The following is a 16,469-nucleotide window of genomic DNA, read 5'->3' on the forward strand; positions in this document are numbered from 1 at the left end:
TCAGGATATTTTTTTAAGTCCGGGAGGCTATATTTACTACCATTGTGACTAACCAAAACAAAAGTATATTTAATGGTCAATTTACTTTTTTCTTTTCACCTTCCTATCATACTCAGGAATTACCACTTTCTTGAAATAGGAAAGTCCAATCCTTATTTTGATGAAGAAAAGCAGGAGGAATTTGTGAAAAAACAGGCACTAAGTTGTTATAAACCCGGACTTGCCTTAATTCTGGATTTAATTGAAAAATCTCAGGGAAGTTTTAAATGTAGTTTTGCCTTGCCGGGATATGTGGTTGAATTATGGGAAAAATATGCTCCGGAACTCATTTCACCGCTTGAAGACATTTTGAAATCGGGAGTGGTGGAATGGCCACTGCAACCCTTCTACGATTGCCTGACAGATCGCATCTCAAAAAAAGAGTTGAAAGCTCAGGTGGTATTACAAAAAAAGAAAATGCTGGATTTTGGCATTACTCCGGGAAATACACTTTTGGTTTATGAAGGCATCAACCTTGAAAAATACCAAAAGGCTTTTTCAGATACCAAAATAGAACAGGTTGTCTTTCTCCAAAATTTTATTGAAGAAGATTTTAAAACAGAACTTGTTCATCAATTTTCCGAATCGCCAGTTTCATTTTTGGTAGCAGGGGGTAAGAAAAAAGATTTATTAGTGGATGATCTTCTTTTTTCGGATAAGCCCCAGGAAGTAATAGGGAAGGAAACTTTAGCTCATTTTTTACAGATTGCCTCTCCTAAAAATGCGGTTTTGGAGCATGCGCCCTTTGAAATATTTGGGAATGAAAAGGCCAAACTCAATGGAATTTCAGATTTATTTCAAAAAATGCTTTGGGAAGATTTGGAAGGAAAAAGGATTGAATTTGCCACCATCGCTGAATTGTTGGAAAGAAAAGTGAAGGAGGGCCTTGTAAAAATAGTGGAATCATTTCCTATTAATTCCTTTTATGAACCAGAATTAAACAACATGCAGCGGGATGCAATATCAACCATATACAAGCTCAAAAGTATTGGAAAAACAAATCCTGATGTAAAGGAAATCTGGAGAAAGCTGCTGTCCAAAAATCATTTTACCTATTTCGAAACCGGAAGTCCCAAAATAAGTATCCTTCCGAATCCCTATCCATCCCCATTTGATGCTTATATTAACTTTATGAATATTGCCAGTGATTTAGCAGGAAGGGAAGGTTGAAAATAAAATGGCTTCAAATGAATTATTTATTGAAGGTCAAATTTGCCAGAAATTAGGGAAAAGTGGTAACTTAAGTAAGTATTTGATTTTGAAAATTTACAAACTATAAAACCATGACCACACAGGAAGTTCTTTCAGAACTGGAAAGTTATGCCGATGAGAATACCAAAAACACTTTGCTAAAGCATGGTGCCAAAGAACCTTTTTTTGGAGTGAAAGTGGCTGACTTGAAGAAGATATTAAAGAAGACAAAAAAGAATCATGAGTTGTCCCTAGCCCTGTATGATACCGGAAATTCGGATGCCATGTATCTTGCAGGATTAATGGCAGATGAAAAACAAATCACAAAAGCGCAACTGGAGGATTGGGTGGAGAAGGCATATTGGTATTATTTAAGTGAATATACAGTCCCCTGGGTAGCTGCAGAAACTCCTTTTGGTTTTGGTTTAGGCCAACAATGGATTGAATCGGAAAGGGAAACCATTGCTGCTGCAGGATGGGCTACCTTGGCTAATTATGCGGCAGTGAATGAAGATAAGGATTTGGATATTGAGGCTTACAGTGAATTACTGGACAGGGTAGGGGAAGAAGTCCATCAGGCACAGAACAGAGTCCGTTATGCCATGAATGGTTTTGTGATAGCCATTGGATCTTACATTTCGGAATTGACAGATAAATCGAAGGCAATTGCAAAGAAAATAGGCAAGGTGAATGTAGAAATGGGAGGGACAGCCTGCAAAGTGCCGTTGGCATCCGATTACATTCAAAAAGTGATCGATAAAGGCAGAGTTGGTAAAAAGAAAAAAATGGCAAGGTGTTGAAAAGTTATCTTGAAAAAATATGTAGGGAAAGTTGGTTAAACAGGAAGTAAGTGTAACCGGAATAAAAATCCTATGAGAGTATGTTTGAAAATTTTATTTCGAGATTTTGCAATAAATTGAATTTTCTACTAATACATGGATGGTAGGGAAATGTTCATTTTTTCTTGATAAAAAACGAACAGCTGCGAAATCTCAATCAGATATTGAAAGGTCTTGAAAAAGAGAGATTTAGTCTATAGAATAGAAAGGAACAACCGCTATTCAGGATTTCAAATCCTGAATGTTTATCGTAAAATTTGAAATCCGATTATTTTCCTGGTAGCTCAAAAGATTGGAAAGGAAGGCAAGTGATAAATCCTAATTTTAGATTCGCTTATTTAAGCTATTTCCGCTGAAAAAAGTCCAAACTGATTGCCCCGGTGATGGGTAGGGAAAAAAGGTAAATTATTCCCCAAAGCCAGTTTCCTGTAAAATACCAAAAAAAAGCTGCTTGTATCAGGTAGAAGACAGGATACATAAATATCCCTCCTGCCAGTTTGATAGAGCCATGGAAATGCGGGTCTTTGACAAATTTTTTTATAATTAACCGCATGAAAAAGTTGGGGATTAAATGGTTGATCCAACCGTAAATGGCAATAGGCCACAAATACCAATTTCTATTGCGATTTTCTTTATTTAGGGTGATGGAGCTATTTCCATTTTCTCCTTTTTGTGCCTTTCCAGATAATGCCTTCACAAGTTCCTGATCGTGTAAAAGCTGGTTTTTTAAATTGCCCTGTTGAGACCGGCTTTTTAGCCATTTCTCTTTGATCTCTTCATAATGACTGAGCGGCTGAATATTTACAATTAATTTCGTCAGTCCTTTTGAAATAGCCCTGGTTAGTTGAAGAATGCCTTTTTTTGTGTCTTCCTGAAACGCAGGTACAAAGTCTTTTACCTCAATGGGACTTCCAAAATTGACCAAAACATTTCCCCTCGACCGGGTATGATGACTGTATTGTAAGCCTACCGGAACGATTAATCCGGAAAGTTTATAACCTGCTTTTTTTTCTGCTTCAAATGCAATTCTTGCAGCTCCTTTTTGAAGAGGGCGTAATCCCCATTTTAAATCGTGGTTGCCTTCCGGGAAAATTAAAACGGACTGGTTCTTATTCAACAGCTTTACACAATTCTCAATGATTTGATCATTCTTTTTTACATTTCCAATTCCGTCCCTGAACCGGTAAATGGGCATCATTTTTAAAATGTCCAGAAAAAACCTGGCTACACTGGAATTGAATACGCTGGCTCTGGTAAGGAAATGGGGGGAACGATGAGAGGAAACAGCCACAATAATGGCATCAAGAAAGGCATTTTGGTGATTTACCGCAAAAATAATGGGCCGGTTGTGGGGTAAAGGCATTTCAAAATTAACTTCAATCTTTTTGAAATAAAATCTTAAAGCCAGCCGGACATACCTTTTTAAGGATTCATATATAAGCAATTTTATCATTGACTAAGGAATCATCAGTTGCAATAATTTAAGCATGTTCTCTGGCAAGTCGGGCATTTTTGTAGGAGTAGAATTGGGAAATGGCAAATCCGGAAACTATATGCCAGATACCCCACCATGCAGTAATTATAGCCATTCCCCCATTTCCCTCAAAAAAATTGAAGATAATTACCAAACCCAACCCGGAGTTTTGTATACCTGTTTCAATGGATATTGTTTTAATATCATTTTCGGGCAGCTTCATGAGTTTTCCAAACAAATACCCACCTGAAAGCGCCAAAGCATTGTGGATTAATACCAGGTAAATTACATAATCAAAATATTGGAGGAACAAATCAAAATTGTTGTAAAAGGCGATAATGATAAATCCGAAAAGAATGATCACAGAGAGGATTTTTATGGGTTGGCTAATTATTTTGGCAAATTTTGGCAGCCATTTGGCTACAGCAATTCCTACCAAAAGTGGAAAACCCATAATCAGAAAAACTATTTTTATCATCTCCCCCAAATCAAGATTGATGGCAGCCAGAAACTGATCGGTAAAGGGTAACAATCCTGACCAAAACCCAAAGTTCATTGGGGTCATAAAAGTAGACAGAATGGTAGAAATTGCTGAAAGACTAATGGACAATGCCAGATTGCCTTTACTGAGCATAGTGAAAAAGTTGGAAATGTTTCCTCCGGGACAGGCCGCTACCAAAATCATCCCGGCAGCCAGACCGGGCAATGGATTGGCAAACCAAACCAACAAAAAAGTGAGCAAGGGAAGTAAAACAAATTGAGAGGTAATTCCAGTAATGGTGGATTTAAGGTTTTGGGCTACTTCCCTGAAATTCTCCACTTTTAGGGAAAGTGCAATGCCAAACATGATAAAGGCCAGGCAAAGGTTCAAAAGAGTAAGACTTCCGGCATTGAAGTTTAGGTGAATGTCTTGTAATGGACTGTGCATTTGCTTGTTTGTTAGTGATATCCTCCAGGGATAAGTTTCGGCAAAAATAGGTAAAATCGGGGAATTGATTTCTAGTTAGAAATTTGTTGAAAGCTTATTAATGTATTAATTTTTGAAACCTAGAATTTATACCCACTCCACAGAAGCCCTAATTAGCTCTTTTCCCTCTGAATTTTCGATAGAATGGAGGGTTTCCAATTCAGCCTTTTTTTGATATTTGGAAAGGAGCTGATCGTCATAAACACTTTCAGCTTTAAACATCATATCCAGTTTTTTTGGCAATTGATTATCCAGCATTTCTCTAGGAAGTGCATCCAAAATCCATAGGAAATAATAGCTATTGTTGGTGTGTCGGGCTTCGTCCAGGTAATGCCATTTTACCTTTATGGCATGCTCTCCATGGATTTCTGAAAGTGGTTTTATTTTCCCCGAAATTCTGGGTAAGGGCTCTTCTCCGGCATTCACGGTCAGGTCTTTTAGGAATTCCGGTACTTTTACCAATTGCCTTTTTACCAAATCTATGGCAATCCAGTTGCTGGAGGCCCTTCCGATTAATTCCTCATTGGCATTATAAATCCTAAAGTCTCTGTAGAAATAGTATTTGTCACTTCCAGAAGGCCAGGTTTTGATTTTTAGTTTTTCTCCCTGACCTACGTAATCGAAAACTTCCAATTGCAATCTGGAAAGTACCCAGGCGAGACCTTTTTCTGCCAGCCTGGATGTAGGAATGCCCATTTCCATTACATTGGTTCTGGCCGCTTCCTGCATAAAATTAGCAAGTGCAGGTATAGTGACTTTTTGGTTTACCCCAATTTCATTGGTTTTTACTTTAAATGTTTCTGTAGTAACCAGCATTTTTTAAAGTATTATGAGGAGATCTTTCTTTAATTTCCTGTAGGTTTTAAAATCTAAAAAATTGCCCTTATTTCATTTTTTATGATGGATTGGGCCTGTCCGATAATATCGGAATCTTCAGCCAATAGGTTCTCAAATATTTTTTTAGCTAAATCCAGGGAAGTCGCATCCGGTTTCAGTTCTTGGCCAGAATTATTGATTAAAGCAATCACCTCTTCCATACATTTTTTTACCAATCCCCAGGACTGATCACTCATATAGATCTGCTGGGACAGGTTATGATTGAACTCCTCTCTGATCTCATGTACCAGTATATTCTGGAATTGCACTGCGGAATAAGAGCTGTCATTAAGTCTGATAATGAGGTTGTTAGGGGCCAGTCTTTCCAGGAAAATTACAATTCGCTCATAGGCCTGCAAACGAAGTGGTAAAATTTCCTTTGTTTGTTCTACAGATTTGCTGATTTTGTTCTCCTCTATAGATTTATCCAAAAATGACTTAACGATAAGATAAGCGCCATAAATAACGATTAATGAAGGGATTGTTGCTTTGGCAATGTCGATGATGCTTTCCATAAAAGCTTAAAAAATATTTAATTGTTAAAAAAATGTCCTGAATTAATGACGGATCTGGTATTTTAAAATTATACTAATTTCGGACCAGTCGCACTAGTATAATCAACTGCTTTACAATTATAATTATTTTATGGAGAACCACTATTGGTTTCCAGTTAAAAAACTTTCTTTTTACTTATTTGGAGAATTAATGAATAGTAGTTGGGGATTAAGGGGTAGTAATTAGAGTTTGGTTGGGATGAATTGTTGTTATTCGGTTCTGGAAATGGTCATTTTCAGCCGAAAAGAAAAATTTTAAACAGGCTCTTAAATTTAAATCCCTAAATTTACCGTAGAATTTTTTTTCTGTGAGATGAGTAAAAGTGTTCAATACATATATAAGGAAGATAACCTTGCCAAATCCGAGGCAAATGTTTACAAAGAAAGTGACTTAAAAACCCAGGAAATGTTGATCAATATTGGTCCGCAGCATCCTTCCACCCACGGAGTTCTGAGGTTGGAAGTTGTCACGGATGGGGAAATCATAGTAGATGTGGTTCCGCATTTGGGTTACCTTCACCGCTGTTTTGAGAAACATGCCGAATCAATGGCCTATAACCAGACTATTCCTTATGTGGACAGAATGGATTATGTGGCGGCTATGAATTCCGAGCATATTTATGCCATGGGTGTGGAAAAAATGCTGGGGATTACCGATGATATTCCCAAAAGGGTTGAGTATATCAGAGTCCTGGTGGCAGAGCTTAATCGACTCGCCTCTCATTTTGTAGCCATCGGAACTTATGCCATTGATATTGGGGCCTTTACACCATTTCTATGGATGATGCGGGACAGAGAACACATTCTCAGATTGTTAGAATGGGTGAGTGGCTCAAGAATGTTGTATAATTACATTTGGGTGGGGGGATTATATTACGATTTGCCAGTCGGTTTTGAAGAGCGGTGCAAAGAATTTATTGATTACCTGAAACCAAAATTGAGGGAACTTCAGGACCTGATCGTAGAAAACAAAATATTTGTGGAAAGAACTGCAAATGTGGGTGTGCTGCCCTTAAACCTGGCCATTAATTATGGTATTTCAGGGCCAATGTTGAGGGGAAGTGGATTAAAATATGATTTGCGGAAAGTGGATGCTTATTCGGTTTATCCCGAACTCGAATTTGATGTTCCTATAGGTAAAGGAGAAATGGGTACTACAGGAGATTGCTGGGATAGAACCTATGTGAGAATGCAGGAATGTTGGGAATCGGCAAAAATTATCGAACAGTGTATAGAAAGACTGACAACCGATTTGAAACGAACCAGAGATTTTGATCCCCAGGCTGCTGTTCCAAGGAAAGTGCGGCCCAAGCAAATGGATTTATATTTCAGAGGGGAAAGCCCTAAAGGAGAACTGGGATATTATTTCAGAACACAGGCCAATAAGGAGATCCCATACCGGGTAAAAGTGCGTTCCTGTTGTTTTGTAAACCTTTCCATACTTCCTGAAATAGCGAAGGGAACTATGTTTGCCGATTTAGTGGCCATAATTGGTTCCTTCGATTTTGTAATGGGAGAGGTAGATCGGTAATAATTTATCTACCAGAAAAATAAGAAAAGTGAAAGGCTTTCCGGCAACTTTAAGAATAAATAAAAAGGCTTTAAGTTAAGGTTATAAACAGGATGATTTTTTAGACTTTAATTTCTGCATTATCCCAGCTTAAATATCAACACTAATTAAAAGAACTTGGCCAGAATCAGCATCATTACCAATACATTTCCTCCAGAACTTGGGGCTGCCCCATCGAGAATCTTCGATATGGCTAAGGGTTTAAAGGAGGCTGGTTATGAAGTGGAAGTGCTTACCGGGATGCCAAATTATCCTACACCAAGTGTTTACAAGGCTTATCAGGGAAAGATATTTTGTAAGGAAAGTATAGGGGGGGTGGCTGTTAGAAGACATTGGATGTATGCTTCCCATAGTGATAAGTACATCAGTCGGTTTTTAAATATGACTTCCCTGGCTTTTTCCATGTTGCTTTCACTTCCTCATTTGCTAAGAAAAAGACCTGATTATATCATTGTACAATATCCTCCTGTAATGGTACCTATTTTTGCCCTTTTTATAGCAGCCATTACCAGAGCAAAGCTCATACTTAATGTTTCCGATTTATGGCCTATTGCCATCCATGAACTGGACCTGATCAAAAAGGGGAAGTTGTATAAAAGCCTTGAAAAATTAGAAAAGCTACTTTACAATAAATGCGATTTTGCGTTGGTACAGTCCAATGAGATCAAAGCGCATATTCAAACTAAATCTTCCAAACCTGTTTTACTTTTCAGAACCGGAGTAGATACCAGACTTTTTCAACAAAAAGAAAACTATGAGGTTCAAGGGAAAAAATTTAAGGTGATTTATGCCGGGGTAATGGGGGTAGCACATGGTATTTTGCAATTATGCAAGGACGTGAATTTTAAATGGTATGGAGCCGAATTGCATATTTATGGAGATGGTTTTGAGTTCGAAAAAGTAAAAACCTACCTGAAAAAATTTCCCGAGAAAGGAATCAAATTGTTTAAAGCAGTTCCGCAAAAAAAGCTTGCTGAAATTATGCAGGAATATGATGCTGCTTTGATCTCACAGAAAAAAAGGATTCATGGAACAGTTCCATCCAAAGTTTATGAAGCGCTTTCTGTGGGTTTGCCCATTCTATTTAATGGAGGTGGAGAAGGCGGCAAAATTGTGGAAGCAGCCGGAGCCGGGCTTATTTCCAATCCGGTAAGGCCGGAAGAGCTTATCTCCAACCTTAAAAAGATGATTGCCGCAAAACCTGCCAGTCTTTCGGCAATGGGAAACCGGGGCAGGAAAACTGCTGAAGAGGAATTTGATCGAAAAAAGCAAATTGAAAGTTTGATAAAAGCCTTAAATACCTTAGACTTGAAAGGAGAATTAACAGATCCTGATCAATATGTTGAAGGTTTTTTACAAGAATGAATCCTCTTTTGAATTAGAAAAAGAAAATGATCTCCTGAAAATTGATGGAGAATTATTCCCTGCTGATGTGCAAAAAGTAGCTGAAAACCGCTACCATATCATTAAAGATCATCAATCTTTTAATGTTGAAATCATTGCTTCGGACTTTAAATCTAAGAATTTTACCATCAAGGTAAATGGGAATATTTATGAATTAAAAGCCAAAAATCAGTTGGATCTGCTTCTGGAAAAATTGGGAATGAACAATGGTTCGGAGCAGAAAGTAAATGAAATAAAAGCCCCAATGCCCGGATTAATTCTGGATATTTTAGTGAAGCCCGGAAACTCAGTGGCAAAGGGAGACAAAATTCTGATTTTGGAAGCCATGAAAATGGAGAATATGCTGAAATCTCCCGGAGATGGTGTGTTGAAATCCATTGAAGTGAAAGTGGGAGAGAATGTGGAGAAAAATCAGGTTTTGGTAAAGTTTGAGTAATGCAACTTTTTCTTTATACGAAAAAATAGTGGGATAATGATTAGTTAAGTGCTTGACAGATAGTTCATTGTTCTTTTGTCTTGAAACAAAAGAACCAAAAATTCAAGGCTGTGCTCAAATAGCTACATTTCAGTCCATTGTGCTAAAATCTTCCAAACTCAATCAACTTTTACAAAGCTGATCTCAAACAGGGAAGATTTCTTAACGCTTCATTTCCAGAAATGCTTCACGCTATTTGAGCAAGGCCCAAGTAAGCTTGTAAACTTTAAATTAAGTATCGACAACATTTTCCCACACTATTTTTGATGGCATTTTTACTTTACAATTTTTTTAAAATCAAATTTCGTAATAAAGCTCAGTAATTTAATATGTTAGCACCTTATTTTGACAAAGAGAAAGTGGAAGTTGGATTGGATGAAGTGGGGCGTGGTTGCCTCGCCGGGCCTGTTGTAGCGGCAGCTGTTATTCTTCCCAAAGATTTTAAAAGTGATATTCTGGATGATTCCAAAAAAGTAACCAGGTCGAATAGAGATTTACTCAGATTGGAAATTCAGGAAAAGGCTTTAGCTTACCATGTAGCTGAGGTTTCCCATACTGAAATTGACAAAATCAATATCCTGAATGCGTCTTTTCTGGCCATGCATCTGGCTTTGGATCAGATCAAAATTCCCTATGATTTGTTATTGGTGGATGGCAATCGCTTTAATCCGTACAAGGATATTCCCTTCGAATGTATTATAAAAGGGGATGGCAAATACGCTTCCATTGCGGCTGCTTCAATTTTGGCCAAAACCTACAGGGATGAGCTAATGGAAGAAATGGCCAAAACATATCCCGGATATGGCTGGGAAACAAATGTAGGCTATCCCACAAAAGCTCACAGAGAGGCAATCAGGGCCCTTGGGGAAACTCCTTTGCACAGAAAGTCGTTCAAGTTGTTACCAGAACAACTCGAATTAAAATTCACTAAATGATTAACCTGTTAGATCGCCTTCCTTCTTTCATTAAATCCAGATTAAACAAATCGAGGTCAATAGCCCTTGTCCTTTCCAGTGGTGGCGCCAGAGGTTTAGCCCATATTGGTGTAATTGAAGAATTATTAAGAAATAACTATCAGATAACCTCCATTGCCGGGACTTCCATGGGTGCAGTAATTGGGGGAATTTATGCTGCCGGAAAATTGCAGGAATTTAAAGAATGGGCATCCTCTGTGGATAAAGTGAAGTTGCTGAGGCTTGTGGATTTTACCTTTAGTTCACAAGGCTTTATTCGGGGAGACAGAGTGCTTAATGAAATTAAAAAAATGGTGGGGCATATTCATATTGAAGATTTAGATATTCCTTATGTTACGGTTGCCACGGATATTAAAGAACAGGAAGAAGTAATCTTTAGAAAAGGGGACCTTTATGAGGCCATTCGTTCCTCCATGGCAATTCCCACTGTTTTTACGCCCAATATTGTAGATGGAAAGGAATTGGTTGACGGGGGAATTCTAAATCCCTTACCCATGGATTTGGTACACAGAACTCCGGGAGATTTACTGGTAGTGGTAAATGTAAATCACAATGGACCTTTGCCTAAACCCATTATGAAAAAAATAGTTAAAAATGAAAGAAATGGCTGGTTTGGCAGCAATGGGAATGGAAAGGCTAAAGACAAAAAAATGGGCTATTTTGATCTTTTAATGCGTTCTTTCGATCTTACCCAGGACAAACTTTCCGACTTAATTATTGAAAAACATCAACCCGATATTTTAATTAATATTTCCAGAGAATCTTCCGGGTCTTTTGAGTTTTATAGGACCAAAGAACTGATAGAAATTGGTAAAGAAGCTTTTGCCAACCGAATCATAAAGAAACATTAAGCACCCGTGCTCCACACCGGGTACTCCATACCGGGCACTATTATTTCCGAGAAACAGTAATCTCTCTATCAGTCTTTAATGGAAAAATAATACAGGGTTAATTTTGAATTACTACTGAATTCCCATTTCTGATTTAATTTTCTACAAATCTTTCCCCAAACCTCCTCTGTTTTTCCCGTTTGTTCTAACTTTGCTTTTTTGATTTTGAATTAGAAAGGATAAAGCAATGAATATAGGCGATAAGGTGAGAAGCATTGATGGAATTGAAGAAGGGGTGATTACTGCATTTTTACCCGGAAATAATGTGGAAGTGGAGATTGAAGACGGTTTCAGAATTCCCTTCTCCCGTACGGATTTGGTATTAGTTTCCACACAGGAAACAAAAGTTTTTGGAGATAAACCTGCACCAGTGATGGAAAAAAGACCAGGAATGGCCACTGAAATCATTGCGGAGAAAGGATTGTATCTTGCTTTTACCCATTTCAATGATAAGTTGCTGGAGGTGAATTTAGTGAATAATACCGACCTCCATATTCCATTCATTTTTGGTGAGGAAAATGAAGGAAACTATACTGGAATTACTGCAGGTGGATTATCTCCTAAATCTTATAAGAAAGTAAATGAAGTAAATCTTGATAAGTTTGAAAGGTGGCCGTATTTCCATGTTCAGGCCATGTTTTTCAAGAAAGGTAAATTTTCCTTTAAAGCCCCTTTGGTTAAGAAAATGAAATTTAAGGCAGCTACATTTTTTAAAAGTAAGAAAGCTGCTCCCGTTTTAAATAAAGAGGCTTTTTTGTTTCAGGTGGATGAAAATTATAAGGAGATTGTGCCCGAAGAACTGAAATCAAGTTTTTTTAATCAACCTTCGGAAACTTCAGAAAAGGAAAAATCACAGGCCCGGGGGGTGGTGCATAAGGAAGTGGATTTGCATTGGGAAAAACTGGGTAAAGGCAAACATGGAATTGCACCTGAAAATATTCTGGAAGTACAGTTGGAAGAATTTGAAGCCCGTCTGGACGATGCAATTTATAATGGCATGGATGAAATTACATTTATTCATGGAGTAGGTGCTGGTACACTTAGAACAGAAATCCAGAAAAGATTAAGTAAACATCAGCATGTGGCTTATTTTAAAGATGCCAAAAAAGAGAAGTTTGGTTATGGAGCAACTCTGGTAAAAATTAAATAGATTGTACTTTTATTTTTTGTCTCATTTTTATTTGAATCCAAACCAATGACCAATTACAGACAGATTTTGTGCTTTATCCTTTTTTTTATTTACGCTTTAACTGGATTCGCTCAGGAAAATTCTACTGCCAGATTAAAACTCGGAGTAGTAGGTTTGACTCATGCTCATGTGCACTGGATTTTAGGTCGGCCGGATAAAGGAGATGTGGAGTTGGTAGGAATTGCTGAACCAAATAAAGAGTTGGCTACCAGGTTTTTGAAGCAACATAATCTGCCCATGTCATTATGGTATCCTACCATGGAAGAAATGGTAGCCCAAACAAAACCTGAGGCTGTTTGTGCTTTTAATAGTATATACGAACATCTGGAAACGGTAGAATTTTGTGCCCCAAAAGGCATCCATGTGATGGTGGAAAAACCTTTGGCTGTAAGCCTTGAACATGCCGAAAAAATGGCAGCATTGGCCAAAAAACACAAAATCCATTTACTGACCAATTATGAAACTACCTGGTATGCCAGTAATTATAAGGCATACGAAATGATTCATGATGAAAATGCTATTGGTGAAATCAGAAAGGTAGTAATCCATGACGGTCATCAGGGACCAATCGAGATTGGATGCAACCAGGAATTTTTAAACTGGTTGTTAGACCCAAAACTAAATGGGGCTGGGGCACTTACCGATTTTGGTTGCTATGGAGCCGATTTAATGACCTGGTTAATGAAAGGACAACGACCCACCTCGGTGATGGCTGTTACCCAGCAAATCAAACCGGAAATGTATCCAAATGTGGACGATGAAGCTACCATTGTAATCACTTACCCTACTGCACAGGCAATTATTCAGGCTTCCTGGAACTGGCCTTATAGCCGTAAGGATATGGAGATTTATGGGAAAACCGGATTTCTTTATACTGATAAGAAAGATGAAATTCTTTATAGAGCCAATGAAAAAACAAAGGAAGAAGTTTTAGAAGTGAATAAGCTTCCCGAAAATGCCAATGATCCCTTTGCTTATTTTGCCAGTGTTGTTCGCAAAACTATTTCACCTGAAAATGACTTATCTTCCCTGAAAACCAATTTGATAGTGATGGAGATTTTGGAAGCTGCTAAAATTTCTGCTAAAGAAGGGAAAAGAGTGGATTTGGAGTAGTTGAGGATGATTTTCTGCCATTTTTTCAAAGTCAATTTGGCAAAAAAGTGACAATTTTTCCCAAAGAAAATATTGGTATAACACTTGATTACGTCTTATTGTTTTTGAGCATTTTTAGATTTCTTCTCTTAGGAAATCGGGCTGTTTCAAATAGGAAGAGCTTTTAATTTAATAATGGTCAACGGACAAGCTTTTCCCTATATTTTTCCTGAGAAAGTACTCTTCAAAGTGCTCTTCAACATTGTTCTTTTTACAACCAGGGTTCAATTAAAGGACCAAGATTGGTTTATATGGAGTTTTAGTTTTGTGTATTGTAAGGCTTCTCGGCACATGACTAACATCCTCAAAAACCAATTTTTGTTAGGTAATTATTTTTTAACTTAAACAAAGGAGGTAATTATGACACTAATGAAAAAGGAGAACACCCTTTCTCCAACCTTTTCAAGATTTTTTGACGATTTTTTGAAAAACGAATTCTACGATTGGGGCCATAATAATTCTTCGGCCACTGGCACCACCATTCCTGCAGTTAATATTAAGAAAACCAATGATTATTACGAAGTGGAAATGGCTGCTCCGGGAATGGAAAAGAAAGATTTTAAAATTGAACTGAATGGAAATCGGTTGACAATTTCTTCGGAAAGGGAAAATCAAATGAAAGAAAACGAAGAAAGTATGTATGTGAAAAGAGAGTTCAGTTATCAGGCTTTTGAACGGTCATTTACCCTGGCAGAAAACCTGGTAGATGGAGATAAAATTAAGGCTTCCTACAATAATGGAGTGTTGGTGATCACTATCCCGCTAAGAGAAGAAGCGAAAGTAAAACCAGCCAGAACTATCAAAATTCAATAATATTTTTTTGTCCCCGGTGCTTTTTGCCGGGGCCTAACTAACCCTGTTTTGCCCTATGTTGGAGTATTATAAATTAATATTAACTAAAGTTAGTTTTAACAAAGAACTATTTGAAAAGGAGTTGAATAAGGCGGTAAAAATGCTATCTCCAAATGAAAATGCTAACCTTGAAAAATGGTGTTTAACCAAATTCAGAAATCCTTACCAAAGAACAATAGAAAATGTATTTTTAAGAAATAAAATTCCTGATTTCAATTATAAAAAACATAATGATATTGCGCAGGGCGTGATGTAATGATTAGGAGTTTTTTTTCATAAATTTAAAGAAGCAGACATTATAGGAAAATTCGTAATGTCTGCTTTATTTTTTCAGTATTAGCTTTTTAAACCATATTTTTGGACAATCCACCCAACAGTATTTTGTCTATGCAAATTAAAATTTTCTCCGTCCAGCTTCTACTCAGTTTAATTTTTGTTTCAAGTGTAGTGGCTCAGGAAAACCATGCAGATTTTCTAAAAGGAGTGCTGGCCTTTCAAAAAGAACTCAATGCCGAATATGCCGATAAGGAGAGTTCTCCTTTAACCAAGGAAGATTTGGAGCAATTTAAAAAACTTGAGTTTTATCCTGCCAATGAAAAATTTAATGTAAAGGCCAGGTTTGTAAGAACTGAAAATGAAAAACCCTTTCAAATGAAAACAACCACCTCCAGAAGACCTGTTTACGAAAAATATGCAGAAGTGCATTTTGAAATTGAAGGCAATGCCTACAAACTGAATGTGTATCAAAGTCATGATTTAAGAAAAATGGCCGCCTATAAAAAATACCTGTTTATACCCTTTACCGATTTAACTTCTGGTGATGGAAGCTATGGGGGAGGACGCTACATTGATCTGGAAATTCCCGAAACAGATGAAATTATCCTGGATTTCAATCATGCTTATAACCCCTATTGTGCCTATAATCCAAAATATTCCTGCCCCATTCCTCCGAGCGAAAATTTTCTAGATATAACGGTGGAAGCGGGGGTAAAAGCATTCAAAAAATTCTGATAGGATAAACATGAATAATGTACAAAAGCCCACTTTTAAAAATGGAGTGTTATGGATGACCCTAGCTTATGTGATAGGCCTAATAATCGTTTTGCCTGTTTTCAATCTTTTAAAACCTATGGGAGCCATTACGGCTATGGCCATTGCTGATGTGGTGGGCACTGTGGTTATATTCATTTTTAGCAGAATATTTAATAATTCCAGTTTCTATGATCCTTATTGGAGTGTTGCACCACCATTTATAGCCGTTGGTTTTTTTGCCTTTAATACTGGGGATGCCCTTTCCTTAAGGCAAATCATTGTGTTTTCACTTGTGATGTTTTGGGCTGTTCGTTTGACCTTTAATTTCCTCAGAACTTTTAAAAATATTGCACACCAGGACTGGCGATATGATGATTTACAAGCCAAAACAGGCAGGTTTTACTGGTTGGTCAGCTTCCTGGGTATCCATCTTTTTCCTACCATATTGGTCTTTTTGGGCTGCCTGAGTTTTTATTTTATTTTTGGAGAGGAGGCCCGTCCCTTTAACCTGGTAGATTTCCTTGCTCTGGTATTAACCACAATCGCCATTATTGTTGAAACAGTGGCTGATGAACAGTTAACAAGGTTTAAGAAAACCAATCAGGTGAAAGGCAAGACATTGCAATCTGGTATTTGGGCCTATTCCAGGCACCCTAACTATTTTGGGGAAATTCTTTTCTGGTGGGGTTTGTTTGCCTTTTCATTTGCCGCAAACCCCCAATGGTGGCCAATTGTGGGTGCGGTTTCCATCACTTTCCTTTTTCAATTTATCAGTATTCCCATGATTGAAAAACGAATGATGACCAGAAGACAGGATTACTTGTCCTATTCAAAAAGGGTGGCAGTCCTTTTTCCATGGTTTCCCAAACCTGAACCTAAAAAGCACAGATAATTTCCTAGGGTTTCCACGCCAAAATTTGCTAATGTAATCCCAAAAAGGGTAAAGATTTTTTCATGGTCGGCCGCTGCCGTCTATTTTTCATCGACTGGA

At 37.6% G+C, this 16,469-nt stretch carries 17 protein-coding genes; 13 read left to right on the forward strand and 4 right to left on the reverse strand.

The window, feature by feature from the left end:
• Nucleotides 1-72: 72 nt before the first annotated feature.
• Both A3EM_RS0140440 and A3EM_RS0140445 read left to right on the forward strand, forming a co-directional pair.
• Nucleotides 73-1,209, forward strand: coding sequence for a hypothetical protein (locus A3EM_RS0140440; RefSeq protein WP_020533947.1), 1,137 nt, complete (start codon nt 73-75; stop codon nt 1,207-1,209).
• Nucleotides 1,210-1,322: 113 nt separating this feature from the next.
• On the forward strand, nt 1,323-2,030 hold the full coding sequence (locus A3EM_RS0140445) for a DNA alkylation repair protein (RefSeq protein WP_020533948.1): 708 nt from the start codon (nt 1,323-1,325) through the stop codon (nt 2,028-2,030).
• Between the two features lie 382 nt (nt 2,031-2,412).
• Here the strand turns inward: A3EM_RS0140445 and A3EM_RS46825 are convergent, their stop codons facing one another.
• The 4 genes from A3EM_RS46825 to A3EM_RS0140465 all read right to left on the reverse strand — a co-directional run bounded on the left by A3EM_RS46825 (nt 2,413) and on the right by A3EM_RS0140465 (nt 5,901).
• Nucleotides 2,413-3,522 carry a 1-acyl-sn-glycerol-3-phosphate acyltransferase gene (locus A3EM_RS46825; protein ID WP_020533949.1) on the reverse strand — a complete coding sequence of 370 codons (1,110 nt, stop codon included), beginning with the start codon at nt 3,520-3,522 and terminating at the stop codon, nt 2,413-2,415.
• A 28-nt stretch (nt 3,523-3,550) separates the two neighbouring features.
• Nucleotides 3,551-4,471 carry a bile acid:sodium symporter family protein gene (locus A3EM_RS0140455; protein WP_026210898.1) on the reverse strand — a complete coding sequence of 307 codons (921 nt, stop codon included), beginning with the start codon at nt 4,469-4,471 and terminating at the stop codon, nt 3,551-3,553.
• Nucleotides 4,472-4,597: 126 nt separating this feature from the next.
• Nucleotides 4,598-5,326, reverse strand: coding sequence for an acyl-[acyl-carrier-protein] thioesterase (locus tag A3EM_RS0140460; protein WP_020533951.1), 729 nt, complete (start codon nt 5,324-5,326; stop codon nt 4,598-4,600).
• A 53-nt stretch (nt 5,327-5,379) separates the two neighbouring features.
• Nucleotides 5,380-5,901: a DUF7935 family protein gene (locus A3EM_RS0140465; RefSeq protein WP_020533952.1), complete on the reverse strand. Its 522-nt coding sequence runs from the start codon at nt 5,899-5,901 to the stop codon at nt 5,380-5,382.
• 352 nt (nt 5,902-6,253) lie between these two features.
• Here A3EM_RS0140465 and A3EM_RS0140470 point away from each other — a divergent pair, with 352 nt between their 5' ends.
• The 11 genes from A3EM_RS0140470 to A3EM_RS0140525 all read left to right on the forward strand — a co-directional run bounded on the left by A3EM_RS0140470 (nt 6,254) and on the right by A3EM_RS0140525 (nt 16,370).
• Nucleotides 6,254-7,471: an NADH-quinone oxidoreductase subunit D gene (locus A3EM_RS0140470; protein WP_020533953.1), complete on the forward strand. Its 1,218-nt coding sequence runs from the start codon at nt 6,254-6,256 to the stop codon at nt 7,469-7,471.
• 156 nt (nt 7,472-7,627) lie between these two features.
• On the forward strand, nt 7,628-8,875 hold the full coding sequence (locus A3EM_RS0140475) for a glycosyltransferase family 4 protein (protein ID WP_020533954.1): 1,248 nt from the start codon (nt 7,628-7,630) through the stop codon (nt 8,873-8,875).
• Nucleotides 8,850-9,350, forward strand: a complete 501-nt coding sequence (locus tag A3EM_RS0140480; RefSeq protein ID WP_020533955.1) for an acyl-CoA carboxylase biotin carboxyl carrier protein subunit — start codon at nt 8,850-8,852, stop codon at nt 9,348-9,350. Before A3EM_RS0140475 ends, A3EM_RS0140480 begins: the two co-directional genes overlap by 26 nt.
• 368 nt (nt 9,351-9,718) lie before the next feature.
• A complete protein-coding gene (locus A3EM_RS0140485) occupies nt 9,719-10,324 on the forward strand; it encodes a ribonuclease HII (RefSeq protein WP_020533956.1) in 606 nt (201 codons plus the stop codon).
• Nucleotides 10,321-11,214: a patatin-like phospholipase family protein gene (locus A3EM_RS0140490; RefSeq protein ID WP_020533957.1), complete on the forward strand. Its 894-nt coding sequence runs from the start codon at nt 10,321-10,323 to the stop codon at nt 11,212-11,214. Before A3EM_RS0140485 ends, A3EM_RS0140490 begins: the two co-directional genes overlap by 4 nt.
• 226 nt (nt 11,215-11,440) lie before the next feature.
• Complete coding sequence (locus A3EM_RS0140495) at nt 11,441-12,403, forward strand: Smr/MutS family protein (RefSeq protein WP_020533958.1); 963 nt, start codon at nt 11,441-11,443, stop codon at nt 12,401-12,403.
• A 45-nt stretch (nt 12,404-12,448) separates the two neighbouring features.
• On the forward strand, nt 12,449-13,555 hold the full coding sequence (locus A3EM_RS0140500) for a Gfo/Idh/MocA family protein (protein WP_020533959.1): 1,107 nt from the start codon (nt 12,449-12,451) through the stop codon (nt 13,553-13,555).
• A 399-nt stretch (nt 13,556-13,954) separates the two neighbouring features.
• Nucleotides 13,955-14,407, forward strand: a complete 453-nt coding sequence (locus A3EM_RS0140510) for an Hsp20/alpha crystallin family protein (protein WP_026210900.1) — start codon at nt 13,955-13,957, stop codon at nt 14,405-14,407.
• 55 nt (nt 14,408-14,462) lie between these two features.
• Nucleotides 14,463-14,702: a hypothetical protein gene (locus A3EM_RS45230; RefSeq protein WP_020533962.1), complete on the forward strand. Its 240-nt coding sequence runs from the start codon at nt 14,463-14,465 to the stop codon at nt 14,700-14,702.
• Between the two features lie 131 nt (nt 14,703-14,833).
• Complete coding sequence (locus A3EM_RS0140520; RefSeq protein ID WP_020533963.1) at nt 14,834-15,457, forward strand: DUF1684 domain-containing protein; 624 nt, start codon at nt 14,834-14,836, stop codon at nt 15,455-15,457.
• Nucleotides 15,458-15,467: 10 nt separating this feature from the next.
• Nucleotides 15,468-16,370: a DUF1295 domain-containing protein gene (locus A3EM_RS0140525; RefSeq protein ID WP_020533964.1), complete on the forward strand. Its 903-nt coding sequence runs from the start codon at nt 15,468-15,470 to the stop codon at nt 16,368-16,370.
• Nucleotides 16,371-16,469 lie beyond the last annotated feature (99 nt).

The sequence above is a fragment of the Flexithrix dorotheae DSM 6795 genome (genome assembly GCF_000379765.1).
In the GTDB taxonomy this organism is placed as follows: domain Bacteria; phylum Bacteroidota; class Bacteroidia; order Cytophagales; family Flammeovirgaceae; genus Flexithrix; species Flexithrix dorotheae.